Source organism: Micromonospora sp. NPDC005203, from assembly GCF_042872705.1.
GTDB lineage: Bacteria > Actinomycetota > Actinomycetes > Mycobacteriales > Micromonosporaceae > Micromonospora.
The window spans coordinates 830,004-854,232 of record NZ_JBIAKV010000002.1 but is presented as its reverse complement, the minus strand read 5'-3'; the positions used below and the strand labels follow the sequence as shown (position 1 = coordinate 854,232).

The window sequence follows — 24,229 nt, the reverse complement described above, 5'->3', positions numbered from 1 at the left end:
CCTGGAACCGTCCTGGAAGTTGGCTGAAAGTCACTCGCCGACGTCGTCGACCTGCGGCAGCAGCGGCAACCGGACCCGGAAGGTGGCCCCGCCGCCGGGTGTCTCGACCGCCTCGACCGAGCCGCCGTGCGCGGCGACGAGCGCCGCCACGATCGCCAGGCCGAGGCCGGTGCCGGTGTTGCCGTCGGCCCGCCGCGTGCGTGCCGCGTCGGCCCGGTAGAACCGCTCGAAGACCCGTTCTGCCTGCTCCGGCGACAGGCCCGGACCGCTGTCGGCCACCTCGATGACGGCCTGGCCTCCCGGTTCGGCCCGCAACCGCACCCGGATCTCGGCGTCCGGCGGGGTGTGGGTGAGCGCGTTGGTGACCAGGTTGCCGATCACCTGACGCAGCCGCGGGTCGTCGGCGGAGACGACGAGCGGACCCGATCCGGGCTCGATCTCCAACTCGATTCGGCGGTCCGGAGCGATCACCCGGGCGGCCTGTACGGCGTCGGAGGCGAGCACCGGCAGTTCCACCGGACTCAGTGCGAGTGGCCGTTCCCGGTCCAGCCGGGCGAGTAGCAGCAGGTCCTCCACCAGCAGCCCCATCCGGGCCGCCTCGTCCTCGATGCGGCGCAGCAGGCCGGCGGTCTGCTCGGGCTCGCGGGCCGCGCCCTGCCGGTACAGCTCGGCGAAACCGCGGATGGTGGTCAGCGGGGTCCGTAGTTCGTGCGAGGCATCCGCGACGAAGCGGCGCATCCGCTCCTCGGAGCGGATGGCCCGCGCCTCGGATGCCTGAGCGGCGTAGGCGGCGTCCCGGGCGGAGCTCTCCGCCGAGCGCGCCGACATCTCCGAGGCGGCCCTGGCGGTGAACGCCGCCTCGATCTGGGTGAGCATCGCGTTCAACGCGCGGGAGAGGCGGCCCAGTTCGGAGGTGGGCTCGACCTGCCCCTCCTCCGGGTCGGGCACACGCCGGGTCAGGTCGCCGCCGGCGATGGCGGCAGCCGTTCGTTCGATCTCCACGAGCGGTTTGAGGCTGGTCCGGACGATCGCCGCACCCACCGAGGCCAGCATGATCAGCACCGCACCACCGACCAGCAGGTCGATCCAGACCAGCCGCTTCACCGCCAGGTCGACGTCGGTGAGGTGCTGACCGATGGCCAGGGGCTGACCGTTGGGCAACTGGGTGTAGAGCATCCGCCAGCGCACCTTGCTGTCCCGGGCCCGGACGGTGAAGGGTTTACCCTCCAGCTTCTCGAAGCCGGCGGCGTCCGACGGAAACGGTGGCAGGTCGCCCAGCACGAAACGCTTGTTGTCGTAGACCAGGTCCCGGCCGTTGCTCGAGTTGATGACCACCACCAGGTAGTCGGTCGGAAAGCCCACACCCACACTGCCCTGCCGGGCGGCGACGACCTCGTCGAGGCTGCGTGCCGAGCCACTCAACTCGCTGTCGACCTGGGTGACCAGGTAACTGCGCAGGAAGACAGTGGTCAGCGAACTGATCACCAGCAGCGCGGCGGCGACGAGCAGCAGCACCGCGGTCACCAGCTTGACCCGCAGCGGTACGCCCCGCAGCCGTCCCTTCGCCTGCTGGACCGCGTTCACGCCGCCGGCTTGCGCAGCACGTACCCGACCCCACGCAGCGTGTGGATCAACCGGGGTTGGGTGGTGTCGACCTTGCGGCGCAGGTAGGAGATGTAGGACTCGACGATGTTGTCGTCACCACGGAAGTCGTAGTTCCAGACGTGGTCGAGGATCTGCGCCTTGGACAGCACCCGGTTGGCGTTGAGCATCAGATAGCGCAACAGCTTGAACTCGGTCGGCGACAGCTGCACGCGCTGGCCGGCCCGGTGCACCTCGTGGGTCTCCTCGTCCAGCTCCAGGTCGGCGAAGGTGAGCCGGGAGGGCGCCTGCCCGCCGGTCGTGGTGCGGCGCAGCACGGCCCGGATCCGGGCGGTCAACTCCTCCAGGCTGAACGGCTTGGTGACGTAGTCGTCACCACCCAGGGTCAGCCCACGGATCTTGTCGTCGGTGGCGTCCCGAGCGGTCAGGAAGACCACCGGGGTACGCGTGCCGCCCTCGCGCAGCATCCGGATGACCTCGAAGCCGTCCAGGTCCGGCAGCATGACGTCGAGCACCACCAGGTCGGGCCGGTGGTCCTTGGCGGCGTTGAGCGCCGCGCTCCCACTGGTCGCGGTGGCCACGTCGAACCCCGCGAAGCGAAGGCTCGCGGAGAGCAGTTCGAGGATGTTGGGGTCGTCCTCGACGACGAGAAGTCGCGCCTCGGTCTGGGTAGCGGGCATGCGCCCATCATCGGTGACATCACTGCGCCAGCGCTGGACACTTCCTGCAAAAAACCTGTGAGTCACCGCCGTACGGCGACTCCGGTCAACGCAGCAGGCGGCGCAGCCCGTCCAGGGCGCCGTCGAGCAGCCGGATCGCGGTGCGCAGCTGGGTGTCGCTGAACTGCCGGGCGCGCGTCAACCGGCCCACCTCGGCGCTGAACGCGAGCAGCCGCTTGTCGAGCTCGTCGAGCAGCTCGGTCTGCGGCCCGACGGTTGACGCCGGCCGGGGCGGCGGCGCCGGCGCGTCCCAGCGGGTGCGTCGGGTCTGCCGGGTGGCCTCGCTCAGCTCCCGCTTGAGGTCGCGAACCGAGCCTCGTACCTCGCTGCGGATCTCACCGGCCAGGGTGGAGAGGTCGGCCACCGAGGCCGCGATGTCCGCCTCGAGGGCTTCCAACTCGCCGGCCCGTTGGCGCAGCTCCGCCCGGCCGGCGTCGGTGATGTCGTACGTCTTGCGGCCGCCGGCCGCGGTGTGGCTGACCAGGCCCTCGACCTCCAGCCGTTGCAGGCGGGGGTAGATGGTGCCGGCACTGGGCGCGTAGAGCCCGAGGAAACGGTCCTCCAGCAGGCGGATCAGCTCGTAACCGTGCTTCGGGCCGTCGTCGAGCAGCTTGAGCAGGTAGAGCCGGAGCCGCCCGTGGCTGAACACGGCGGTCACGGCAGCTCCTCCCCATCATGGTCGACGGCTCGGGCGAGCAGGGCGATGCTCCCCGAGGTCGCGGAAGCCCAGAGCTTACCGTTGCCGGCGCCGATCACTCCCTCGCTGTTGCGCACCGGGAACGTCGAGCTGCGCAGCTGCGGAAAGCCGCTGGTGATGCGCCCGGAGGCGGTGTTCAGCTGGACGGCGAGGTCGCTGTCCGCGCGGACCCGGACGGTGATGCCGCCCGAGATCGTGGTCAGCCGGATCTCGCTGCCCCGAGGATTGTCCAGGTCACAGGTGATGGCCCCGGAGACGGTCTGCGCCCGTACCCGGTCGGCGGCGCTGTCGGCGAGGATCACCTCACCGGAGACCGTCTCCAGGGTGAGGTCGCCGCGGACGCCGAGCGCCTCCACCGGGCCGGAGGTGATGTGCGCCGTGGTGTTGCCACGCAGCCCCATCAGGGTGATCTGGCCGGCGGTGACGTGGACCCTGGTCTGCCGGCGCAGGCCGGAGACGACGAGCGAGCCCGCGACCAGGCCGAGGTCGGCGAGGACGTCGGCGGACACGGCGATGGAGACGTCCACCCGGGGGTAGCGGTGGATCATCCGGAACCACCGCAGGAGGTCCGACCAGCCGTGGCCGCGCTCCTGACGGATGGTGAGCCGACCGTCGGCATTGTCGATCAGGACCGGCCGACGGCCGACCTGGGTCACGTCGATCCGGGTCGGGCCTTCGGCGGCGACCACGTTGAGCCGCCCACTGACCAGGCGGACGTCCAACCGGGTGACCGGTCCGTCCACGGTGAGCCGCCGCGGGCTCTCGACCGTCCATCCGGCCATGGCGCGTCCTCCTCTCGACGGCGCGCGGAAACGCGCCTGACAGGGAACACAGTAACGCGATACATCGCGACACCACAAGACAGGTCGCGAGTTGGCGGCCATCCCGCGTGCGCCAAGATCCGCACCAAGATCCGCGCACTTTCCCGGATGTTGCTGCCTCAGACGGGACCCCAGGCAGCAACATCACCGAAGTTGCGAAGATCGCGCTCCGCGAACCCCGCCCCATCACCCAAGATCGCGCTCAATCCTGGATGTCAACGCCGTTGCCTTACGGCTGTGGCCGACGGTTCAACCGCGCTGCTGACCGTCGGGGCTTGTAGATCAAGCCACGTCGAGCAGGAGAACCGCGCCGATCTTGCACTTTCTGTCGCCGATTTAAGCCGGAATACACCTTAATGTCGGGGCAGGAAGTGCAAGATCGCGGGGCGGGGCGGGGCGGGGCGGGGCGGGGCGGGGCGGGGCGGGGCGGGGCGGGGCGGGGGGCGGGGCGGGGCGGGGCGCGGGCGGGGGGCGGGGGGCGGGGCGGCCGTTCTCAGGCCGCCAGATCCAGCCCGCCGCCGACGGCCGGCGTCGGCACGGGCACCGCCGGGATCGCCGTGGGCACCGCGACCGCCGGGGTCGTCGTGGGCACCGGGTGCAGCCGGGCCCGCGTCACCGCACCCGCCGCAGGCACCAGGTGTACGGCCGACTCGGCAGCCCGAGCCAGCAACCGCCGGTCGGCGGTACGGGCCGGATGCAACGCGGCGGCGACCGTCACCGACACCACCAGATCCCGCGCCGTGACAACCCGGACGACCGACCGCAGCAACGTGTCCGCACCGAGGAAGGCAGCGGCGGTGGTGGTCGTACCGGTGGCCGCGCGGGCGTAGGCGAGCCGCAGTGGCACCACCGGGCTGCCCGTGTCGATGGCCGCCTGGAACGTCGCGGGCCGGAAGCCGCCGCCGGGGCGGCAGTCGGCCGCACCGGCACCGGCACACCAGGTCGTCCCCTCCGGAAAGACCGCCACCGACCGGCCGGCGCGCAGCGTGTCGGCGATCCGGCCGACCATGGCCGGTAGCGCGCGCGGCCGGGCGCGGTCCACGAAGACGGTCCCCGCCACCGCGGCCAGCAGGCCGAACACCGGCCAGGAGCGGATCTCCCGCTTCGCCACCATCCGGGTGGGCGCGACGGCCAGCACCGCGAGGATATCCAGCCACGAGACATGGTTGGCGACCAGCAGCGCCCGCCGCCGGGGCAGTCGACCCCGGATCACCAGCCGGACCCCGAAGGCCCGCGCGGTGGACCGGGCCCAACCGCGCACCGCCGCGTGCCGCTCCCGGACCGGCAGTACGGGCAGCAGCACCACCAGACCGACGCCGGCCAGCAGCATGCCGGACACGGCGACCAACCGCAGCACCCGACGGGCCACCGACACGGTGGGCACCGCGCCGCTCGGTGGCAGACAGTCGTCGTCGCAACCCGACGACGGCCGCCACAGGTCGTGCGACCCGGCGGTCATCGCTGCGCCTCGCCCAGGAAGTGCCGCAGGTAACGCGGATTCATCCGGTCCAGGCAGAACAGCACGTAGAAGTCCGCGCAGCCGAAGTCGGGGTCGTACGACGGCTCGCCGCAGATCCACGCGCCCAGCCGGAGGTAGCCGCGCAGCAGCGGCGGTACCGCGACGCGGCCCGCCGGATCGACGGCCACCGGTGCGGCGGCCGACTCGGCGAACCAGGGCCGCAGCGGGCGGACTCGCAGCGGCGGCGGCGACAGGTGCCGAGTCTGGGCCTGGGTCCACACCTCGGCGACCGTCCGACCACCGTCGGCCACCGGCACCGACGCGCAGCCGCCGAGCCAACGGGAGCCCCTCAGGTGCAGGTATCGGACGATGCCCGCCCACATCAGATTGATCACCGCACCGGAGCGGTGGTCCGGGTGCACACACGACCGGCCCGCCTCGACCAGGTCGTCGCGGAGCGGATCGAGCGCGCCGAGGTCGAACTCGTCCTCGGCGTACCGCCGGGTGCTGCGGCCCGGCGGCAGCAGCCGGTACGTGCCGACCACCTGGCCGGTGCTGTCCTCGCGGACGATCAGGTGGTCGCAGTGCGCGTCGAAGGGATCCACGTCCAGCCCGGCGGCATCGGGGAGGAGGGTGGCGCCGAGCTCGGTGGCGAACACCTCGTGGCGCAGGCGTTGCGCGGCCGCGACCTGGATGGGGTCGTCGGCGATCAGCAGGGTGTATCCGCTGGTCGTCAGGGGTGCGCCAGCGGCATGCAGAACGGCCATGGGATCTGTGTAGGTGCTCGGGTTGCCATTCACCCAGACCACCGGTGTCGGCAGGATGAACGCCGGCCGGCAGCTGCGTCCCACCGGTGGTCGTGCGACGCTGCGCGACGAACCGGCGACGACGCCGGCACGCCCCACCGGAGGTCGACGATGCGGATCGAGTCCCGCTACAACGGGCCGCCCGGCTCGGGCAACGGCGGCTGGAGCGCGGGAGTGTTCGCCGCCGAGACCGGCGGCACGGGCCCGGTCGAGGTGACGCTGCGCCGACCGCCACCACTGGACACCGAGCTGATCCTGACCGAGGGCGAGGTCCGTGACCCGGCCGGCGAACTGGTGGCCGAGGTGCGCCCGGCCGGCGTGGTCGACGTCGTCGTACCCCCGGTGGACCTGGACACCGCGGTGGCCGCGGCGACGCGCTACCCCGGCCTGGTCGAGCATCCGTTCCCCGGTTGTTTCGGCTGCGGGCCGCAGCGGACCGACGGGTTGCGGATCTTTCCCGGCCGGTTACCTGATGGGCGGACCGCCGCGCCGTTCCGGGCGCCCGAGCGGGTCAGCGCGCCCACGGTCTGGGCAGCGTTGGACTGCTCCGGCGGTTGGACGGTCCTCGCGCCGGGCCGCCCGTACCTGCTGGGTCGGATCGCCGCAGTGGTCAGGGCGCTGCCGGGGCCGGGCGACGACTGCGTGGTGACCGGGGCGTTGCTCGACGTCGATGGCCGCAAGGCGCTCGTGCACACCAGCCTGTACGGCCCGGACGGCGCGTTGCTCGGCGCGGCGCGGGCGACCTGGATCGCCCGCTGAGCCCGGTCTGTCGTCCGCAGGGCGGAGTCGCCTCCGCCCCGCGACGGAGACGAACATAGGAACCGAGCCTGATTGACCTTGGTGCCCCGGGCCGTCACGCTGTGCCACGGCGTACCTCGACGCCGTACACGGGAGGAGAACGATGACTGACGGGCAGCGAAGCCCCACCAGCGACGGTCAGATCGTGGTGTCCGGTCTGACGAAGCAGTACAAGAACGTGCGGGCGGTGAACAACCTGTCCTTCACCGTGGCACCGGGGCGGGTGACCGGCTTCCTCGGCCCGAACGGCGCTGGCAAGACCACCACCCTGCGCATGCTGCTGAACCTGGTCACGCCGACCGCGGGCGCGACCACCATCAGCGGCCACCGGTACGCCGATCTCACCGACCCGCTCCGGCACGTCGGCGCGGTGCTGGAAGCCTCCAGCGCGCACAAGGGCCGCACCGGCATCAACCACCTGCGGGTGATCTGCGCGGCGGCCGGGCTGCCGAAGCAGCGGGCCGACGAGGTGTTGGCCCTGGTCGGGCTGAGCCCGGCGGCGAAGCGCAAGTTCAAGGGTTACTCGCTGGGCATGAAGCAGCGGCTCGGCATCGCCGCGGCGATGCTCGGTGACCCCCGGGTGCTGATCCTGGACGAGCCGGCCAACGGGCTCGACCCGGAGGGCATCCGGTGGATGCGCGGGTTCCTCAAGAACCTGGCCCACGAGGGCCGGACCGTGCTGGTCTCCAGCCACCTGCTGTCGGAGATGCAGCTCCTCGCCGACGACGTGGTGATCATCGCGGCCGGGCAGCTGGTCCGGCAGGGACCTGTCGACCAGGTCCTCGGCTCGATGGCGCAGACCGCCCGGGTACGGGTCCGCACGCCGCAGGCCGAGGCGCTGGTCGCGGCGTTGAAGGCGCAGTCGGCGACCGTCGACACCGACGAGCAGGGCGTGCTGCTGGTCGCCGGGGTGGACGCCCCGACGATCGGCCGGACCGCCCTGGCCGCCGGCGTCGAGCTGCACGAACTGACCACCGAACGACCCGACCTGGAACGGGTCTTCCTGGAGCTGACGGCCGGAAAGGCGGGCATCCGATGAACCTGGTCCGAGCCGAACTGCTCAAGATCCGTACGACCAGCACCTGGTGGTGGCTGGCCCTCGGCGCGTTCCTCGCCCTGGTGCTGGCCTTCGTCGTCAACGCCTGGCTCGCCAGCCAGGTGCTCGGCGGCAACCAGGAGGACTTCGGCGTCAGCGGGGACCAGGCAACCCCCGCCGGCCAGGCGGCCAACCTGTACACCTCGGGGCAGTACCTGGGGCTGATGTTCGTGATGCTGATCGGCATCCTGATGGTCACCAACGAGGTCTTCCACCAGACCGCGACCACGACGTACCTGACCACGCCGCGTCGCACCTCGGTGATCCTGGCCAAGCTCGGCGCCGCCTCGCTGCTGGGCTTCGGCTTCTGGCTGGCCACCACGGCGATCGACCTGGCCGCTGGATCGGTCTTCCTGAGCCTGAACGACCACGGCGCGCAGCTCGGCGAGTGGACGGTGCACCGGGCACTGCTGCTGAATCTGCTGGCGTACATGATCTGGACGGTCCTCGGGGTGGGCATCGGCACGCTGATCCCCAACCAGCTCGGCGCGGTGATCACCGCCTCGGTGCTGTACCTGATCGGCACCCAGGTGGCGCAGCTGCTCTTCTTCCTCCTCTCCAGCTGGCTGGACAACGAGGCGGTGATGAAGTGGCAGGTGGTCTGGCCCGCGGTGGCATCCCAGGTCATGATCAGCGGGAGCAGCACCGACCTGACCCCCGACTGGTGGGTCGGCGCCCTGGTGCTGGTGGGCTATGCGCTGGTCAGTGGCATCGTCGGAATCCTGATCACTCGACGTCGCGACATCGCCTGACGGCGTTTCCGACCCCGGGGCGGCGAGTGGCCGCTCCGGGGTCGGCACCACGCCGGGAGCTGGCCGCGCGTCGCCGGCGATCTGCCGCGCGTCAGCAACCTCGATCTGCCGCGCTCTACCAGCCCTCGGCTGGCCGCGCAGCGGTTGCTGAACTTCTGGCATCTTCTGTGAAACCGGCCACGGGGCCGAGGCTGAAATGCCTAAGGGATCCGTACGGCGTAGCCTGGGAGCCGTCCAGTCCGTGCTCCTAATCGGGCACGAGGGACACACCGCGTGCCACACAAACCCGCGTGAAAGAGGCGATTACCGGCCGTGTCGACCCAGCAGACTTCGCAGGAGAACCCACTGGCGGGTTTCGGCCCGAATGAGTGGATCGTCGAGGAGATGTACCAGCGGTACCTCGCCGACCCATCGAGCGTCGATTCGGCCTGGCACGACTTCTTCGCCGACTACCGGCCGGCACCCGGCGCGGCCACGCCACGCGGGGCTGAGGCGTCGGAGAAGCCGGCCGCCGCGCCGGAGCCGGACGGCCAGCCGGAGGCAGCCGCCACGGTCAGCCAGCCGAGCGCCACGGCGAAGCCGGCGACCGCGAGCAAGCCGTCCGCCGCACAGTCGTCGCCGGCCAAGCCCGCTGCCGCGCCGGCCAAGCCCGCTGCCGCGCCGGCCACGACCAAGGCCACCCCGGCGAAGGCGGCCCCGGCCAAACCGGCCGCCGCGCCGAGCGCCGACGGCCCACAGACGACGCCTTTGCGGGGCGTCGCCGCGAAGATCGTCCAGAACATGGACGCCTCGCTGAGCGTGCCCACCGCGACCAGCGTGCGCGCGGTCCCGGCGAAGCTGCTCGTCGACAACCGCATCGTGATCAACAACCACCTCGCCCGGGGGCGCGGTGGGAAGGTCAGTTTCACCCACCTGGTCGGGTACGCGCTGGTCCGGGCGCTGGTCCAGCACCCGGAGATGAACAACTCCTTCGCCGAGGCCAACGGCAAACCGGCGATGGTCCGCCCCGCCCACGTCAACCTCGGCATCGCGATCGACCTGGCCAAGCCGGACGGCAGCCGCAACCTGGTGGTTCCCTCCATCAAGGGCTGCGAGACGATGGACTTCCGGCAGTTCTGGCAGGCGTACGAGGACGTGGTCCGGCGGGCGCGGCGCAACGAGCTGACCATGGACGACTACAGCGGCACCACGATCTCGCTGACCAACCCGGGCGGCATCGGCACCGTGCACTCGATGCCCCGCCTGATGCAGGGGCAGAGCGCGATCATCGGCGTCGGTGCGATGGAGTACCCGGCCCCCTACCAGGGCATGTCCGAGGCAACCCTGGCCGAGCTGGCCGTCAGCAAGATCATCACGCTGACCAGCACGTACGACCACCGGATCATCCAGGGCGCGCAGTCCGGCGAGTTCCTCAAGGTGATGCACGAGCTGATCCTCGGCGAGCACGGCTTCTACGACCAGATCTTCACCGCGCTGCGCATCCCGTACGAGCCGGTGCGCTGGATGCGCGACGTCGCGGTCAACTCCGAGGGGCAGATCAACAAGACCGCCCGGGTGCACGAGCTGATCCACGCGTACCGGGTGCGCGGTCACCTGATGGCCGACACCGACCCGCTGGAATTCACGATCCGCAAGCACCCCGACCTGGACGTCCTCCAGCACGGGCTCACCCTCTGGGACCTGGACCGCGAGTTCCCGGTCAACGGCTTCGCCGGTCGGCAGCGGATGAAGCTGCGCTCGATCCTCGGCGTGCTGCGCGACTCGTACTGCCGCCGCGTCGGCATCGAGTACATGCACATCCAGGACCCGGAGGAGCGTCGCTGGGTGCAGGAACGGATCGAGCGCAAGTACGAGAAGCCGGCCGCCGACGAGCAGAAGCACGTGCTCAACCGGCTCAACGCCGCCGAGGCCTTCGAGACCTTCCTACAGACCAAGTACGTGGGCCAGAAGCGCTTCTCGCTGGAGGGCGGCGAGTCGCTGATCCCGCTGCTCGGTGAGGTGCTGGAGTCCTCCGCCGAGAACGGGCTGGACGAGGTCGTCATCGGCATGGCGCACCGGGGTCGGCTCAACGTGCTGGCCAACATCGTCGGCAAGCCGTACGAGAAGATCTTCTCGGAGTTCGAGGGTCACCTGGACCCGCGCTCGACGCAGGGCTCCGGCGACGTGAAATACCACCTGGGCCAGAACGGCAAGTTCACCACCCCGGACGGCGCGCACTCGGTGAAGGTGTCGGTGGTGGCCAACCCGTCGCACCTGGAGGCCGTCGACCCGGTGCTGGAAGGCATCGTCCGCGCCAAGCAGGACCGGATCGACCTCAAGCTGGAGGGCTACACCGTGCTGCCGCTGGCGGTGCACGGTGACGCGGCGTTCGCCGGGCAGGGTGTGGTCGCCGAGACGCTCAACCTGTCGCAGCTGCGCGGCTACCGCACCGGCGGCACCGTGCACGTGGTGGTCAACAACCAGGTCGGCTTCACCACCGCCCCGGAATACAGCCGGTCCAGCCTCTACAGCACCGACGTGGCCCGCATGATCCAGGCGCCGATCTTCCATGTGAACGGCGACGACCCGGAGGCCGTGGTCCGGGTGGCTCGGCTGGCCTTCGAATACCGGCAGACGTTCAACAAGGACGTCGTGATCGACATGGTCTGCTACCGCCGGCGCGGGCACAACGAGGGCGACGACCCGTCGATGTCCAACCCCCAGATGTACAAGATCATTGACTCGAAGCGCTCGGTGCGCAAGCTCTACACCGAGGAGCTGATCGGTCGCGGTGACATCACCGTGGAGGACGCGGAAGAGCTGCTGCGCGACTACCAGGCGCAGTTGGAGAAGGTCTTCAAGGCCACCCGGGACGCCGCCTCGGCGCCCCGCCAGCTCAACCGGCCGCGCCGCGAGGAGGAACCGGAGCCGCAGGTCGACACCGCCACCGACGCGTCGGTCGTGAAGGCGATCGGCGAGGCGCACATCAACCTCCCCGAGGGCTTCACCCCGCACAAGCGGATCCAGCAACTGCTGGACCGGCGGGCCAAGATGTCCGTCGAGGGCAACATCGACTGGGGCTTCGGCGAGATCATCGCGCTCGGGGCGCTGCTGCACGACGGGGTCACGGTCCGGCTCGCCGGCCAGGATTCGCGTCGCGGCACGTTCGTCCAGCGGCACGCCTCGGTGGTCGACTCCCGCACCGGCGACGACTACCTGCCGCTGAAGTCGCTCACCGGCGACGGCGAGCGCTCCCGGTTCTTCGTGCACGACTCGCTGCTCAGCGAGTACGCGGCGATGGGCTTCGAGTACGGCTACTCGGTGGAGAACATCAACGCCCTGGTCGCCTGGGAGGCCCAGTTCGGCGACTTCGTCAACGGCGCCCAGTCGGTGATCGACGAGTTCATCTCGTCCGGCGAGGTGAAGTGGGGTCAGCGCTCCGCCGTCACCCTGCTGCTCCCCCACGGGCACGAGGGCCAGGGGCCGGACCACACCTCCGGTCGGCCGGAGCGGTTCCTGCAGATGTGCGCCGAGGACAACATGCGGGTGTCCATCCCGACCACCCCGGCGAACTACTTCCACCTGCTGCGCCGCCAGGCCCTGTCGCCCAAGCGCAAGCCACTCGTGGTGTTCACGCCGAAGTCGCTGCTGCGGCACAAGCTCTGCGTCTCCTCGGTCGAGGACTTCACCACCGGCACCTTCCAGCCGGTGCTGCGCGACACGGCGGCACCAGCCCCGGAGTCGGTGAAGCGGGTGCTGCTCTGCTCCGGCAAGGTCTACTACGACCTGTTCCAGGCCCGGCAGGATCGCGGCGTCACCGACACCGCGATCCTCCGGATCGAGCAGCTGTACCCGCTGCCGGTGGAGGAGATCCGCGCCGCCCTCGCGCAGTTCCCGAACGCGGGGGACTTCGCCTGGGTGCAGGAGGAGCCGGCCAACCAGGGTGCCTGGTCGTTCGTCGCGCTCAACCTGCTGGAGCACCTCACGGACGTCCGGCTGCGGCGGATCTCCCGCCCGGCCGCGGCAGCCCCGGCGGTCGGCTCGGCCAAGACCCACGAGGTCGAGCAGAACGCGCTGATCGAGGCGGCTCTCCCCCGCCCGTGACCTGAGCGCACCACGCGAGCCGGGGCAGGGCCGTTACCCACGGTCCTGCCCCGGCTCGCGTCGGTCCACGGACCCACCGACCCACCGACCCACCCGCCCATCCGCCCGGCCCGCGCCGGGCCGAGCACGAGGACGTACCCGATGTACTTCACGGACCGCGGCATCGAGGAGCTGGTCGAGCGCCGAGGCGCCGAGCAGGTGACCCTGGAGTGGCTGGGCGAGCGCCTGCGCGACTTCGTCGACCTCAACCCCGACTTCGAAACCCCCATCGAGCGCCTGGCAACGTACCTGGCCCGCCTGGACGACCCCGACGACGAAGACGCCTGACAGTCCGCCCGCACGTCGTGACCCTCCGGCCCGGACGGGCTTGACGCTGATGGCGCGGGGTCGGCACCTCTGCGTCGTCTCCCTTGCTCTGCTTCAACGGACGCAACGGCGAGCGTCCGATAGTCGGACATCGGCTGTTGCGCGGGTTGAAGCAGAGCAAAGGAGGACCTGGACACCTCGCCGACCGGCCGACGACACGCCCAATCCCGGGGTCGCCTTCTCAGCCCACCAGGCTCGTCACACTCACGATCTTCTAGGGTTGGCGTGTGGCTCGCAGTGTGTATCTGACCAGCGTTGGCTCGGGCGGGGGCAAGTCGACGATCGCTCTCGGGTTGGCGGAGTTGCTGTCCCGCCAGGTGGGGCGGATCGGCGTGTTCCGGCCGTTGGTCGCCGACACCGTTCCGGATCCGATCCTCGCCCTGCTCAGTGAGCGTTACCGGGTCGAGCTGCCGCTGTCGGAGCTGGCCGGGGCGACCTACACCCAGGCGGCGGCGCTGGTCGCGGACGGCCGACGTGAGCAACTGATCGCCACGGTCGTCGAGCGGTACCGGGCGGTGGAGCGGCAGTGCCCGGCAGTGGTCGTGGTGGGCAGCGACTTCGACGACCCGGGCGATCCGGCCCATCCTCGCGAGTTGGCCTTCAACGCCCGGCTGGCCACCGAGTTCGGCAGCGTGGTGGTGCCGGTGGTGGACGGCCTCGGGCAGGAGCCGGCGGCGGTCGCGTCGGCGGTGCGCGGGGCGTACCACGATCTGACCGACCTGGGCGCGACGGTGCTCGCGGTGATCGCCAACCGGGTGACCGAGCCGATGACGCTGCCCGACCTGCCGGTCCCCGCGTACGCCATCCCGGAGGTGCCGAGCGTGTCGGCGCCGACGGTGGCCGAGGTGGCGGCGGCGCTCGGCGCCACCCTGCTGGCCGGGGACGACGCCGCGCTCAGCCGCGACGTGCTGGATTTCGTGGTCGGCGCGGCGCACGTACCGACCCTGCTGGACCACCTCACCGAGGGCGCCCTGGTGATCACCCCCGGGGACCGGGCCGACCTGCTCGTGGCGGCGAGTGCCGCGCACGTGGCCGGTCAGGCGTCGGTGGCCGGGCTCGTGCTCACGCTCGGTGAGCAGCCGGACCCCCGGGTGATGCGGTTGGTGCAGGGGCTGAACACCGGGTTGGCGGTGCTGTCGGTGGGCAGCGACAGCTACGACACGGTCGCCGCGTCCAGCCGGATCGAGGGTCGACCCAGCACGGCCAACCCGCGCAAGGTGGAGGCCGCGCTGGGCGCGTTCGAGCGCTGTGTGGATACCGACGACCTGGCTCGCCGACTGCGGGTCAGCCGGTCGACGCGGGTCACCCCGCTGATGTTCGAGAACGAGCTGATCGACCGGGCCCGTTCGAAGCCCCGGCACCTCGTGCTGCCGGAGGGCACCGACGAGCGGATCCTGCGTGCGGCAGAGATCCTGCTGCGCCGGGGCGTGGCCGAGCTGACGCTGCTCGGCCGACCGGACGACATCGCCCGGCGGACCCGCGAACTGGGCATCGACCTCGGCGACGCGAACGTCGTCGACCCGGCCACCAGTGAATGGCGCGACGACTTCGCCACCGAGTACGCGCGGCTGCGCGCCCACCGGGGCGTCACCGCCGAGCTGGCGCACGACATCGTGGCCCAGCCGAACTACTTCGGCACGCTGATGGTGTCGACCGGACGGGCCGACGGCATGATCTCCGGCGCCACGCACACCACCGCCGCGACGATCCGACCCGCGTTCGAGATCATCCGTACCGTGCCGGAGGTCTCGGTGGCCTCCAGCGTCTTCTTCATGCTGCTCGCCGACCGGGTGCTGGTCTACGGCGACTGCGCGGTCAACCGCGACCCGGACGCCGCGCAGCTCGCCGACATCGCGATCTCGTCGGCCGACACCGCCGCCCGGTTCGGCATCGAACCCCGGGTGGCCATGCTGTCGTACTCCACCGGCAGCTCCGGCGCGGGCGCGGACGTGGAGAAGGTCGCCACGGCCACCGCCCTGGTCCGCGAGCGCCGGCCCGACCTGCTGGTCGAGGGGCCCATCCAGTACGACGCGGCGATCGACCCGGCGGTGGCGGCGACGAAGTTGCCGGGCAGCCCGGTCGCCGGCCAGGCAACCGTCTTCATCTTTCCGGACCTGAACACGGGCAACAACACGTACAAGGCGGTGCAGCGCTCGGCCGGGGCGGTCGCCGTCGGCCCGGTCATGCAGGGTCTGCGCCGGCCGGTGAACGACCTGTCCCGCGGCGCGACCGTGCCGGACATCGTCAACACGGTGGCGATCACCGCCATCCAGGCGGCCACCGAGGAGGTTTCATGAGTCGGGTGCTGGTGCTCAACTGCGGGTCGTCGTCGGTGAAGTGGCGCCACTACGACGGGGACCGGGTGCTCGACCACGGCACCGTCGAACGGATCGGTGAGCCCGGTGGCGGCCCGGCGAACCACGCCAGCGCGGTCCGGCAGATCCTGGCCGAGCAGGACCTCACCGGGCTGGCGGCGATCGGGCACCGGGTGGTGCACGGTGGCCGGACGTTCAGCGCGCCGGTGCTCGTCGACGACGCGGTGCTGGCCGCGATCAAGGACCTGGTGCCGCTGGCCCCGCTGCACAATCCGGCCAACCTGGCCGGCATCGAGGTGGCCCGCGCGGCGCTCCCGGACGTCGCGCAGGTCGCCGTCTTCGACACCGCGTTCCACCACACCCTGCCGGAGGCCGCCGCGACGTACGCGATCGACCGGGACACCGCCGAGCGGTACGACATCCGCCGGTACGGCTTCCACGGCACCTCGCACGCGTACGTGTCCCGGCGTACCGCCGAACTGCTCGGCCGCCCGTACGACCAGGTCAACACGATCACCCTGCACCTGGGCAACGGGGCCAGCGCCTGCGCGGTGGCCAACGGTCGCAGCGTCGCCACCTCGATGGGCATGTCCCCGTTGCAGGGGCTGGTGATGGGCACCCGCAGCGGCGACCTCGACCCCACGGTGATCTTCCACCTGCGCCGGGAGGCCGGGCTGTCGGTCGACGAGATCGACGACCTGCTCAACCACCGCAGCGGGCTGCTCGGGCTGACCGGGGCCAACGACATGCGCGAGGTGCTTGCGCGCCGGGCGGCCGGGGACCGGGCGGCGGCGCTGGCGTTCGACGTGTACTGCCGGCGGATCACCGAGTACGTCGGGGCGTACTACGCGCTGCTCGGCCACGTCGATGCGATCGCCTTCACCGCCGGGGTCGGCGAGCACGCCGCGCCCGTCCGGGCAGCCGCGCTGACCGGCCTGGACCGGCTCGGTATCGCCGTCGACGATGCGCGCAACGACGGCGCGGGCGACCGCGTCATCTCACCCGACGGCGCCGAGGTGAGCGTCTGTGTCATCCGCACCGACGAGGAACGGGAGATCGCCCGGCAGACCCGGGACGTGGTCGCCCGCCACTGACGACCCGTTCGAGGCGATGCGATCAGTGGTGGTGGCCCGCCGGTGGGCTGTGCGGGTCGACCCGGCCCGGTCCGGTCAGCTCGCGAGCCAGACGACGAGGACGACGAGCAGGACCACCACGACCGCCGCGCCGATGATCAGCGGCAGGCGGGACGGCGACTCCACCGGCGCGGCGGCCTCCGGTGTCTGGCTGAACGCGCGGAACGCCTCGGTGTTGCCACTGGGGTCGGTGTAGTTCTCAGGCATGCCGGTGACCCTAGCGAAGCCGCTCGCGAAGCACCGCCCCTGGGCCGGCCTCCGGGGGCACGGCACCGGGTGACCGGAAGGGCACAACGCGTCAATGCCCGCCGGGCACCCCAGCCGGTCGGGGCACAATCGGATTCATGTCGCGTCGCGTCACTCCCGCGCTGCTGGTCAGCGCCGTGCTCATGGCCGGTCTGGCCGGCTGCTCAACGGACACCCGCCCGAGTCAGAGCGGTCCGGTTCCGCCGGTCGAACCGAAGGCCGCCGCCACGCCGACACCGCAGGTCCCCGCCGGGAAGGCCCCGCAGCGCGCCTTCTCGGTCGGCGTACGCCAACTGAAGCTGAACCGGGACGGCCGCGCGCTGCCGACGACGCTCTGGTACCCGGCGGCCGGGCAGTCCGGCGGCGCGGCCAAGCGGTCGGCGACGGCGGCCGAGGGCCGGTTTCCGGTGGTGATGTTCAGTCACGGGCTGGGTGGGCGTCCGGACGACTACGCCACGCTGCTGACGCGGTGGGCGGCGGCGGGTTTCGTGGTGGCCGCGCCGACGTTCCCGCACACCTCCTCCGGCGGCGACAAGAACGTCCTCGACGTGCTCAACCAGCCGGCGGACGTCTCGTACGCGTTGGACCAGGTGCTCGCGCTGGACAGCAGGGCCGGCGACGCGTTGCGGGGCCGGTTGGACGGTGAACGGGTGGCCGCGGCCGGGCACTCGGCGGGCGGGGTGACCACGATCGGGCTGTTCACCGCCAACCGGGACGAGCGGCTGGACGCGGGCGTGGTGTTCGCGGGCACCGCGCTCGGCGTGGGCACCGCGTTCGCCGGCGCGGCCGCGCCGCAGCTGTTCGTGCACGGTGAGCTGGACGAGGTGGTCGAGTACGCGGCGGGCAAGGCCGCGTACGACAAGGTGCCCTGGCCCAAGGCGATGTTGAGCCTGCCCAAGGGCGATCACGGGCGGGCGCTGCTCAGCGACGGCGCGACGCTGCGTGTCGTCTCGGACACGTCCGTCGAGTTTCTGCGCTGGTCGCTCTACGGCGACGCCGACGCCAGGAAGCGCATCCCCACCGACGCGACCCGCGGCGACGTCGCCACCTTCGACGACCACCTGTAACCCGCCCCACCCGGCCCGGCCCCGCCCCGCCCCGCCCGGCCGCGTCCCGCCCTGCCCCGCCCGCCCGCGCCGACCCGCAAGATCGCGCAGTAACGAGGAAATAGTGGCCTCCCACCAGGCGGAGGCCACTATTTCCATGATGTTGCGCGATCTCGCGGTCGGCGGGCGCGGGCGCGGGCAGCGCGTCAGGCGGTGTGGTCGATGACGACCTTGCCGAAGGCGTCGCCGGAATGCAGGCGGGCGAAGGCGCCCTCGACCCGGCCGAACGGCACCACGCTGTCCACCACCGGGCGCACCTCGTTGTCCGAGCAGAACGCCAGCAGCTCGTACAGCTCCCCCGGCGTGCCCATGGAGGTGCCCAGGATCTCCAACTGCATCGCGAAGAGCCGGCGCAGGTTGACCGCCGGTTCGTGCCCGGCGGTCGCGCCGGAGACCACGATCCGGGCCATCGGCGCGGCCGACTTCAGCGAGTGGTCGAAGGTGGCCGCGCCCACTGTCTCGATCACCACGTCGACGCGTTCCGGCAGCCGGGCGCCGGGTTCCACGGCGGTGGCGCCGAGAGCCGAGATCCGGTCCCGCTTGCCGGCGTCGCGGCTGGTCGCGTACACCCGCTTGCCCATCGCGACGGCGAGCGCGACGGCCGCGGTGGCGACGCCGCCGCCCGCGCCCTGGACCAACACGCTGTCGGCGTCCGCGACGCGGCCCTTGGTGGTCAGCATCCGCCACGCGGTCAGCCAGGCCGTGGGCAGGCACGCCGCGTCGGTCGCCGCCATGCCGTCGGGCAGGGGGATCAGGTTCGATCGGGGTACGGCCACCCGCTCGGCGAGGGTCCCGGCGAAGTGCTCGGAGAGGATGGAGACCCCGCGCGGGTCGCCCGGAGTGACCACCACCGGGTACACGACCACCGGGCGGCCCTCCGGGTCGAGCCCCACCGCGTCGCAGCCGAGGATCATCGGCAGCTGTGCCTCGGCGAGCCCCACGCCGCGCAGCGACCAGAGGTCGTGGTGGTTGAGCGAGGTGGCTTGCACCTGCACGGTCACCCAGTCGTCGGCCGGGTGGGTCGGCTCGGGCCGCTCACCGACGGTGAGCGCGGCGAGCGGGTCGGCGTCATTGAAGCGGGAGGCAAAGGCGGCACGCATGATCGGCACGGTAACAAGCCGAGCGCCCGTCAAGAAGACGCCCGGCGCATGCTGTGCCGAGAGCGTCACGGTGCAGGCCAGCGCGGCCGACGCAAGCCAGCGCGGCCGACGCACAGGCCAGAGCGTCACGGTGCAGGCCAGCGCGGCCGACGCACAGGCCAGCGCGGCCGACGGCGCATGCTGCGCCGGAGCGCGCCAGCGCCTGTGCGGGCGCGCAGACCCTAGCGGCGGGCGACGCCGTCGCGGCGGGCCGCCTCGGCGACAGCCTCGGCGACAGCCGGCGCGACGCGCGGGTCCAGCGGCGACGGGACGATCGCGTCGGCGGTCAGCGACTCGGCCACCACGCCGGCGATGGCGTCCGCGGCGGCGACCTTCATCGCCTCGGTGATCCGGGTCGCGCCGGCATCCAACGCCCCGCGGAACACCCCGGGGAAGGCCAGCACGTTGTTGATCTGGTTGGGGTAGTCACTGCGTCCGGTGGCGACCACCGCGACGTGCCGGGCGGCGACCTCGGGATGCACCTCCGGGGTGGGGTTGGCCAGCGCGAACACGATCCCGCCGGGTGCCATCCGCGCCACCGCGGCCTCGGGGATCTGCCCGCCGGAAACCCCGATCAGCACGTCGGCGTCGCGCAGCGCCTCGGTGATGTCGCCGTGTCGGCCCTCCGCGTTCGTGGTCGCCGCCAACTCGGCCTTGGTGCCGGTCAGCTCGGTGCGGTGCCGGCCGATGATGCCCTTGGAGTCGCAGACGACCACCTGGTCGGGGTTGACGCCCCCGGCGATCAGCATCTTCGTCACGGCCACCCCGGCCGCACCCGCACCGCTCACCGTGACCCGCAGGTCGCCGAGCTTGCGGTCGAGCAGGGTGGCGGCGTTGCGCAGCGCGGCGAGCACCACGATCGCGGTGCCGTGCTGGTCGTCGTGGAAGACCGGAATGTCCAGCGCCTCGTCGAGCCGGCGCTCGATCTCGAAGCAGCGCGGGGCGCTGATGTCCTCCAGGTTGATCCCGCCGAACGAGGGGGCCAGCGCCCGGACCACGGCGACGATCTCGTCGGCGTCCTGCGTGTCCAGGCAGACCGGGACGGCGTCCACCCCACCGAACTGCTTGAACAACACCGCCTTGCCCTCCATCACCGGCAGCGCGGCACGTGGGCCGATGTTGCCGAGCCCCAGCACCGCCGAACCGTCGGTGACCACCGCGACGGTGTGCGACACCCAGGTGTAGTCGTCCACCAGGGCCGGGTCGGCGGCAATCGCCTCACACACCCGGGCCACCCCCGGGGTGTACGCCAGGGAGAGGTCCTCCCGGCTGGTCAGCGGCACGGTCGAGGTGACGGCCATTTTGCCGCCCCGGTGCAGCAGGAAGACGGGATCAGCGGGGTCCACGGTGGACGAAGACATGGTGGTGACTCCAGGATCTGTCGAGCAGATGTGAGGCGGCCGGGCCTGGCCGCGAGGTGGGCGGCGAGCGGTGGCACGCGTACGGGGGTCACCCGGGCACTTCCGAGCATAGTGTCGACGCCCACACCCGGATGTGAGCGGGGTCATAACCGCCGGCGATGTACCCGACCGGGGCGCGGCCAGTAGCGGACCAGCACCCGCCCTCGTACGTCGGCGACCCCGTACGCCCGGGAGTCGTCGGTGACCAGTTCGTTGTCGCCGCGCAGCCACCAGCCGCCGTCCTGTTGCCGGACCGCCCGCTTCACCACCAGCAGGTCGGGTCGAGTGCGGAAGACCGCGACCACCACGTCCCCGGGTCGGATCCGACGGTCGCCGGGGCGGACCAGCACCGAGTCGCCGTGCCGCAGCGTCGGTGCCATGGACGGGCCGACCACCAGGACGGCGGTCAACGGCCCGCGCAACCGGGCCACCTCAGGCGGGTGATCGGTGCCCACTGGTTTCACCTCCGTCCGTTCGGAAAGCATCCCCCAGGAGTAATGTCGCCTTTGATCATCGCAAACTTCCCATGGAGGATCCTGATGCGATTTCCGCGCATCCTCGCGCCCCGCGTCACCGCGAGCGCACACTGCGACCTGCCGTGTGGTGTCTACGATCCGGCTCAGGCTCGGATCGAGGCCGAATCGGTCAAAATGATCTGCGAGAAGTACCAGGCGAACACCGACCCGGAGTTCCGCACCCGCGCCATCATCATCAAGGAGCAGCGCGCCGAGCTGGTCAAGCACCACCTCTGGGTGCTGTGGACCGACTACTTCAAGCCGCCGCACTTTGAGAAGTACCCGAACCTGCACAGCCTGTTCAACGAGGCCACCAAGCTCGCCGGCGCCGGTGGCGTCAAGGGCAGCCTCGACCCGGCCACCGCCGACAAGCTCCTCTCGAAGATCGACGAGATCTCGAAGATCTTCTGGGAGACCAAGAAGGCGTGACCGCACCGGTCATCCTGACGATCCGGCCGGCACGTCCCGAGGACGTGCCGGCCGTCGTCGCCATGGTGCACGAGCTGGCGGAGTACGAACGGGCATCCGAGCAGTGCCACCTCACCGCCGAGCAGTTGACCTCGGCCCTGTTTCCGGCGACTCCAGCCAGCGGCGCGGCCACGCACGTGTCCAGCCCCGCGCCGGCTCCCGCGCTCTTCGGGCACGTCGCGGTGGACGAGCAGGACGAGCCGATCGGCTTCGCGCTGTGGTTCCTCAACTTCTCCACCTGGGCCGGTGTGCACGGCATCTACCTGGAGGATCTCTACGTTCGGCCGACCGCCCGGGGGTCCGGTGCGGGTCGACTGCTGCTCGCCGCCCTGGCCGAGATCTGCGTACGACGCGGATACCGGCGACTGGAGTGGTGGATGATCGACTGGAACCCGGCCGCCGGGTTCTACGCGTCGATCGGCGCGGAGCAGATGAGCGAATGGGTCCCCTATCGGCTCAGTGGCGACGCGCTGCGCGAGCTGGCCGACCATCCCGCCACCGCTGGCAGGCGTACGGGCGACCGACCGGGTAGAGTCCCCGACCGGGGGGATGAGGCGTGACTCAACTGACTGGCCAGCCAGCGACCGACGACGACGTGGTGCACCTCACGGTGCCCGCCGACGGCGGTTACCTCGGCGTGCTCCGCACCGCCACCGCCGGCCTCGCGGCCCGGTTGCAGTTCGCGCTGGACGAGATCGAGGATCTGCGGATCGCGGTCGACGAGGCGTGCGCCATGCTGCTCGCCATCGCCACCCGCGACGCCGAGTTGGAGTGCCGCTTCGCGGTCACCGAGGACGCGTTGACCGTCGAGGTGACCGTGCCGACCGTGCGGGGTGCCACGCTGCCGGCCGAGTCGTCCTTCGCCTGGAAGGTGCTCACCGCGTTGACGACGTCGGCGTCCGCCACGGCCGTCGACGGTCGGGCCACGATCGCGCTGCTCACGCGCCGCTCCGGCAGCTACTGACCGGCGCCGCTCCGGCGGGCTACTGATCTCGGCGCGCCGGGTCCGTCACGCCACGCCCAGTGCCCGGGTCGTCGGAGGGCTGACCAGCAGCCAGGTCACGCCCAGGCCGAGCGCCATCAGCGGCACCCCCAGCCAGCCCAACCCGCCCTGGATCATGAACCATCCGATCGGCAGCAGCATCAGCTGAAGCACGATCGCCGGCGCGCGGGCGCCCGCCTTACGGCGGGACAGGGCCCGGCCCAGCGCCCAGAGCGCGACCGCGGCCCCGACGGCGAACGCGGTCACCAGCAACGCCGACGCCAGATCGGTGGTGGTGGCCGTGAGGTCGGCCCAGATCAGCCATGCCGCGATGAGCCCGACGGCGGCCGCCTCCGCCCAGAGCAGCCGGACCGCCCAGCGGAGCGTGACGGGAGCCGAGTCGATGGTCACGCGCGCCACGATACCCGGGCTACCGAGAGGTACAGTGCCGCCCATGCACGCCGTCCTGGTGGTCAATCCAAAGGCCACCACCACCAGCGAACGCAGCCGGGACGTGCTCGTCCGGGCGCTGCGCAGCGAAGTCGACCTCAGTGTGCGCTACACCCGGCGGCGCGGACACGCGATGGCGCTGGCCCGGGAGGCCGCGGCCGAGGGTGTCGACCTGGTCGTCACTCTGGGTGGCGACGGCACCGTGAACGAGGTGGTGAACGGCCTCATGACGGCCGACCCGCCGCCCCGCGCCGACGACGCGCCGATGGCCGAGCGGTTGCCCGCGCTGGCGACCGTGCCGGGTGGGTCGACAAACGTGTTCGCCCGCGCGCTGGGCCTGCCCCGGGAGTGGCCGGAGGCGACCAGCATGATCCTCGAAGGGTTGCGCCTGGGCCGGAGCCGGACGGTGGGGCTGGGCCTCGCCGACGACCGCTACTTCACCTTCTGCGCGGGGTTCGGCCTGGACGCCGCGGTCATCCACCGGGTGGAGCAGGCCCGGCGCAAGGGTCGGGTGTCCACGCCGACGCTCTATCTGCGCTCGATCATGAGTCAGTACTTCTTCGCCTCGGACCGGCGGCATCCGGCGATCGTGCTGGAGCGTCCGGGCGAGCCGTCCGAGGCCGAGCTGGCCACGGTCATCATCCAGAACACGGCACCGTGGACGTACCTGGGCGACCGGGAGGTCAACCCGAACCCGGCGGCGTCGTTCGATCTCGGGCTGGATGTGCTGGCGCTACGTCAGCTCCGGGTGGCTAGCACAACACGGACAGTGACTCAGTTCCTGTCCCGGCAATCGGATCCACGCGGTCGGCAGGTGTTACGACTCCATGACACGGCGGAGTTCACGCTGGTCTCCAGCCGTCCGCAGGCGTTTCAGCTCGACGGCGACTATCTCGGCGAGCGGGAGAAAGTCAGATTCACCTCCGTTCCGGCCGCACTGAGAGTAATCTGCTAGGTCTCGGGTACTGCCCCTGGTCGACACGGTGGCCACAACCGATCGACTTGGTCGCCGCCACACCGAGGGGCAGGTGCCGGAAATGTCAGCAATGTCACGCGGACTGTACTATATTGATCCTCGACTGTGGCACGGCGGGTAATCGGGAAAGCTCCGAAAACCGGACAAAGGGGCTGTGGGCTTGCTCACCGCCCGGAGTTTTTCCGAGCGTCACCCTTGACATCACGACTGTTCGTGAAAGTATTCACAAGCGAACTTGAGTTACCGGGACATTGCCTGGATATGCTCGTCAGGTTGAGCTGTTCCAGCAGGTCCCCGGCG

The 24,229-nt window shown here is 71.2% G+C and carries 23 protein-coding genes; 12 read left to right on the top strand and 11 right to left on the bottom strand.

All coding sequences use genetic code 11. The features are described 5' to 3' along the window. Window positions 1-30 precede the first annotated feature (30 nt). From ACFYPM_RS09315 to ACFYPM_RS09290, 6 genes are all read right to left on the bottom strand, one after another. The gene (locus tag ACFYPM_RS09315) at window positions 31-1,584 is read right to left on the bottom strand and encodes a sensor histidine kinase (protein WP_387192995.1); all 1,554 of its coding nucleotides are present in this window, start codon (window positions 1,582-1,584) and stop codon (window positions 31-33) included. Beyond that, a complete protein-coding gene (locus ACFYPM_RS09310; RefSeq protein WP_355033347.1) occupies window positions 1,581-2,282 on the bottom strand; it encodes a response regulator transcription factor in 702 nt (233 codons plus the stop codon). Before ACFYPM_RS09310 ends, ACFYPM_RS09315 begins: the two co-directional genes overlap by 4 nt. An 85-nt stretch (window positions 2,283-2,367) precedes the next feature. After that, the gene (locus tag ACFYPM_RS09305; protein WP_387192991.1) at window positions 2,368-2,979 is read right to left on the bottom strand and encodes a PadR family transcriptional regulator; all 612 of its coding nucleotides are present in this window, start codon (window positions 2,977-2,979) and stop codon (window positions 2,368-2,370) included. Further along, window positions 2,976-3,800: a DUF4097 domain-containing protein gene (locus tag ACFYPM_RS09300; RefSeq protein ID WP_387192988.1), complete on the bottom strand. Its 825-nt coding sequence runs from the start codon at window positions 3,798-3,800 to the stop codon at window positions 2,976-2,978. Before ACFYPM_RS09300 ends, ACFYPM_RS09305 begins: the two co-directional genes overlap by 4 nt. Window positions 3,801-4,332: 532 nt before the next feature. Continuing rightward, window positions 4,333-5,298 (bottom strand): lysophospholipid acyltransferase family protein, encoded by a 966-nt coding sequence (locus ACFYPM_RS09295; RefSeq protein WP_387192985.1) that lies wholly within the window; start codon window positions 5,296-5,298, stop codon window positions 4,333-4,335. Continuing rightward, window positions 5,295-6,065 (bottom strand): GNAT family N-acetyltransferase, encoded by a 771-nt coding sequence (locus ACFYPM_RS09290; RefSeq protein ID WP_387192982.1) that lies wholly within the window; start codon window positions 6,063-6,065, stop codon window positions 5,295-5,297. The genes ACFYPM_RS09295 and ACFYPM_RS09290 overlap by 4 nt, the downstream gene beginning before the upstream one ends. Before the next feature lie 150 nt (window positions 6,066-6,215). On the opposite strand from ACFYPM_RS09290, the gene ACFYPM_RS09285 reads away from it, so the two are divergent. From ACFYPM_RS09285 to ACFYPM_RS09255, 7 genes are all read left to right on the top strand, one after another. Continuing rightward, window positions 6,216-6,863, top strand: coding sequence for a hypothetical protein (locus tag ACFYPM_RS09285; protein ID WP_387192979.1), 648 nt, complete (start codon window positions 6,216-6,218; stop codon window positions 6,861-6,863). Window positions 6,864-7,005: 142 nt separating this feature from the next. Continuing rightward, on the top strand, window positions 7,006-7,941 hold the full coding sequence (locus ACFYPM_RS09280; protein ID WP_387192976.1) for an ABC transporter ATP-binding protein: 936 nt from the start codon (window positions 7,006-7,008) through the stop codon (window positions 7,939-7,941). Beyond that, the gene (locus ACFYPM_RS09275; RefSeq protein ID WP_387192973.1) at window positions 7,938-8,750 is read left to right on the top strand and encodes an ABC transporter permease; all 813 of its coding nucleotides are present in this window, start codon (window positions 7,938-7,940) and stop codon (window positions 8,748-8,750) included. Before ACFYPM_RS09280 ends, ACFYPM_RS09275 begins: the two co-directional genes overlap by 4 nt. A 312-nt stretch (window positions 8,751-9,062) precedes the next feature. Next, window positions 9,063-12,833, top strand: a complete 3,771-nt coding sequence (locus tag ACFYPM_RS09270) for a multifunctional oxoglutarate decarboxylase/oxoglutarate dehydrogenase thiamine pyrophosphate-binding subunit/dihydrolipoyllysine-residue succinyltransferase subunit (protein ID WP_387192971.1) — start codon at window positions 9,063-9,065, stop codon at window positions 12,831-12,833. A 141-nt stretch (window positions 12,834-12,974) separates the two neighbouring features. After that, the gene (locus ACFYPM_RS09265) at window positions 12,975-13,160 is read left to right on the top strand and encodes a DUF6104 family protein (protein ID WP_357377453.1); all 186 of its coding nucleotides are present in this window, start codon (window positions 12,975-12,977) and stop codon (window positions 13,158-13,160) included. A 266-nt stretch (window positions 13,161-13,426) separates the two neighbouring features. Next, a complete protein-coding gene (gene pta / locus ACFYPM_RS09260) occupies window positions 13,427-15,496 on the top strand; it encodes a phosphate acetyltransferase (RefSeq protein WP_387192968.1) in 2,070 nt (689 codons plus the stop codon). Beyond that, the gene (locus tag ACFYPM_RS09255; protein ID WP_387192964.1) at window positions 15,493-16,608 is read left to right on the top strand and encodes an acetate/propionate family kinase; all 1,116 of its coding nucleotides are present in this window, start codon (window positions 15,493-15,495) and stop codon (window positions 16,606-16,608) included. The genes pta and ACFYPM_RS09255 overlap by 4 nt, the downstream gene beginning before the upstream one ends. Window positions 16,609-16,683: 75 nt before the next feature. On the opposite strand, the gene ACFYPM_RS09250 is transcribed toward ACFYPM_RS09255, so the two are convergent. Further along, entirely contained in the window at window positions 16,684-16,854 is a 171-nt protein-coding gene (locus ACFYPM_RS09250; protein WP_357246611.1) for a hypothetical protein, read from the bottom strand. A gap of 137 nt (window positions 16,855-16,991) precedes the next feature. On the opposite strand from ACFYPM_RS09250, the gene ACFYPM_RS09245 reads away from it, so the two are divergent. Next, on the top strand, window positions 16,992-17,960 hold the full coding sequence (locus tag ACFYPM_RS09245) for a chlorophyllase (RefSeq protein ID WP_387192961.1): 969 nt from the start codon (window positions 16,992-16,994) through the stop codon (window positions 17,958-17,960). A gap of 185 nt (window positions 17,961-18,145) precedes the next feature. Here ACFYPM_RS09245 and ACFYPM_RS09240 read toward each other — a convergent pair whose 3' ends face one another. The 3 genes from ACFYPM_RS09240 to ACFYPM_RS09230 form a co-directional block, all read right to left on the bottom strand. After that, entirely contained in the window at window positions 18,146-19,108 is a 963-nt protein-coding gene (locus ACFYPM_RS09240; RefSeq protein WP_387192958.1) for a zinc-binding dehydrogenase, read from the bottom strand. A 212-nt stretch (window positions 19,109-19,320) separates the two neighbouring features. Beyond that, entirely contained in the window at window positions 19,321-20,499 is a 1,179-nt protein-coding gene (locus tag ACFYPM_RS09235) for an NADP-dependent malic enzyme (protein ID WP_387192955.1), read from the bottom strand. A 143-nt stretch (window positions 20,500-20,642) separates the two neighbouring features. After that, on the bottom strand, window positions 20,643-21,023 hold the full coding sequence (locus tag ACFYPM_RS09230; protein WP_387192952.1) for a S24 family peptidase: 381 nt from the start codon (window positions 21,021-21,023) through the stop codon (window positions 20,643-20,645). Window positions 21,024-21,077: 54 nt separating this feature from the next. Here ACFYPM_RS09230 and sodN point away from each other — a divergent pair, with 54 nt between their 5' ends. The 3 genes from sodN to ACFYPM_RS09215 all read left to right on the top strand — a co-directional run bounded on the left by sodN (window position 21,078) and on the right by ACFYPM_RS09215 (window position 22,485). Then, a complete protein-coding gene (gene sodN, locus ACFYPM_RS09225) occupies window positions 21,078-21,482 on the top strand; it encodes a superoxide dismutase, Ni (protein WP_357377472.1) in 405 nt (134 codons plus the stop codon). A gap of 62 nt (window positions 21,483-21,544) precedes the next feature. Beyond that, on the top strand, window positions 21,545-22,081 hold the full coding sequence (locus tag ACFYPM_RS09220) for a GNAT family N-acetyltransferase (RefSeq protein ID WP_387193426.1): 537 nt from the start codon (window positions 21,545-21,547) through the stop codon (window positions 22,079-22,081). After that, a complete protein-coding gene (locus tag ACFYPM_RS09215) occupies window positions 22,078-22,485 on the top strand; it encodes an ATP-binding protein (protein WP_387192949.1) in 408 nt (135 codons plus the stop codon). Before ACFYPM_RS09220 ends, ACFYPM_RS09215 begins: the two co-directional genes overlap by 4 nt. A gap of 45 nt (window positions 22,486-22,530) precedes the next feature. Here ACFYPM_RS09215 and ACFYPM_RS09210 read toward each other — a convergent pair whose 3' ends face one another. Beyond that, window positions 22,531-22,959 carry a hypothetical protein gene (locus ACFYPM_RS09210; RefSeq protein WP_357377476.1) on the bottom strand — a complete coding sequence of 143 codons (429 nt, stop codon included), beginning with the start codon at window positions 22,957-22,959 and terminating at the stop codon, window positions 22,531-22,533. On the opposite strand from ACFYPM_RS09210, the gene ACFYPM_RS09205 reads away from it, so the two are divergent. Next, a complete protein-coding gene (locus ACFYPM_RS09205; RefSeq protein WP_387192945.1) occupies window positions 22,958-23,908 on the top strand; it encodes a diacylglycerol/lipid kinase family protein in 951 nt (316 codons plus the stop codon). The genes ACFYPM_RS09210 and ACFYPM_RS09205 overlap by 2 nt on opposite strands. The last annotated feature ends 321 nt before the right edge of the window (window positions 23,909-24,229 follow it).

Excerpts from the sequence above, each read along its gene's own strand:
- ACFYPM_RS09205 (WP_387192945.1), top strand. The coding sequence starts at position 22,958 with ATGCACGCCGTCCTGGTGGTCAATCCAAAGGCCACCACCACCAGCGAA.
- ACFYPM_RS09250 (WP_357246611.1), bottom strand. The coding sequence starts at position 16,854 with ATGCCTGAGAACTACACCGACCCCAGTGGCAACACCGAGGCGTTCCGC.
- ACFYPM_RS09265 (WP_357377453.1), top strand. The coding sequence starts at position 12,975 with ATGTACTTCACGGACCGCGGCATCGAGGAGCTGGTCGAGCGCCGAGGC.
- ACFYPM_RS09255 (WP_387192964.1), top strand. The coding sequence starts at position 15,493 with ATGAGTCGGGTGCTGGTGCTCAACTGCGGGTCGTCGTCGGTGAAGTGG.
- ACFYPM_RS09275 (WP_387192973.1), top strand. The coding sequence starts at position 7,938 with ATGAACCTGGTCCGAGCCGAACTGCTCAAGATCCGTACGACCAGCACC.
- ACFYPM_RS09210 (WP_357377476.1), bottom strand. The coding sequence starts at position 22,959 with ATGGGCGGCACTGTACCTCTCGGTAGCCCGGGTATCGTGGCGCGCGTG.
- ACFYPM_RS09300 (WP_387192988.1), bottom strand. The coding sequence starts at position 3,800 with ATGGCCGGATGGACGGTCGAGAGCCCGCGGCGGCTCACCGTGGACGGA.
- ACFYPM_RS09245 (WP_387192961.1), top strand. The coding sequence starts at position 16,992 with ATGTCGCGTCGCGTCACTCCCGCGCTGCTGGTCAGCGCCGTGCTCATG.
- ACFYPM_RS09220 (WP_387193426.1), top strand. The coding sequence starts at position 21,545 with ATGGTGCACGAGCTGGCGGAGTACGAACGGGCATCCGAGCAGTGCCAC.
- ACFYPM_RS09310 (WP_355033347.1), bottom strand. The coding sequence starts at position 2,282 with ATGCCCGCTACCCAGACCGAGGCGCGACTTCTCGTCGTCGAGGACGAC.
- ACFYPM_RS09295 (WP_387192985.1), bottom strand. The coding sequence starts at position 5,298 with ATGACCGCCGGGTCGCACGACCTGTGGCGGCCGTCGTCGGGTTGCGAC.
- sodN (WP_357377472.1), top strand. The coding sequence starts at position 21,078 with ATGCGATTTCCGCGCATCCTCGCGCCCCGCGTCACCGCGAGCGCACAC.
- ACFYPM_RS09290 (WP_387192982.1), bottom strand. The coding sequence starts at position 6,065 with ATGGCCGTTCTGCATGCCGCTGGCGCACCCCTGACGACCAGCGGATAC.
- ACFYPM_RS09235 (WP_387192955.1), bottom strand. The coding sequence starts at position 20,499 with ATGTCTTCGTCCACCGTGGACCCCGCTGATCCCGTCTTCCTGCTGCAC.
- ACFYPM_RS09285 (WP_387192979.1), top strand. The coding sequence starts at position 6,216 with ATGCGGATCGAGTCCCGCTACAACGGGCCGCCCGGCTCGGGCAACGGC.
- ACFYPM_RS09280 (WP_387192976.1), top strand. The coding sequence starts at position 7,006 with ATGACTGACGGGCAGCGAAGCCCCACCAGCGACGGTCAGATCGTGGTG.
- ACFYPM_RS09230 (WP_387192952.1), bottom strand. The coding sequence starts at position 21,023 with ATGCTTTCCGAACGGACGGAGGTGAAACCAGTGGGCACCGATCACCCG.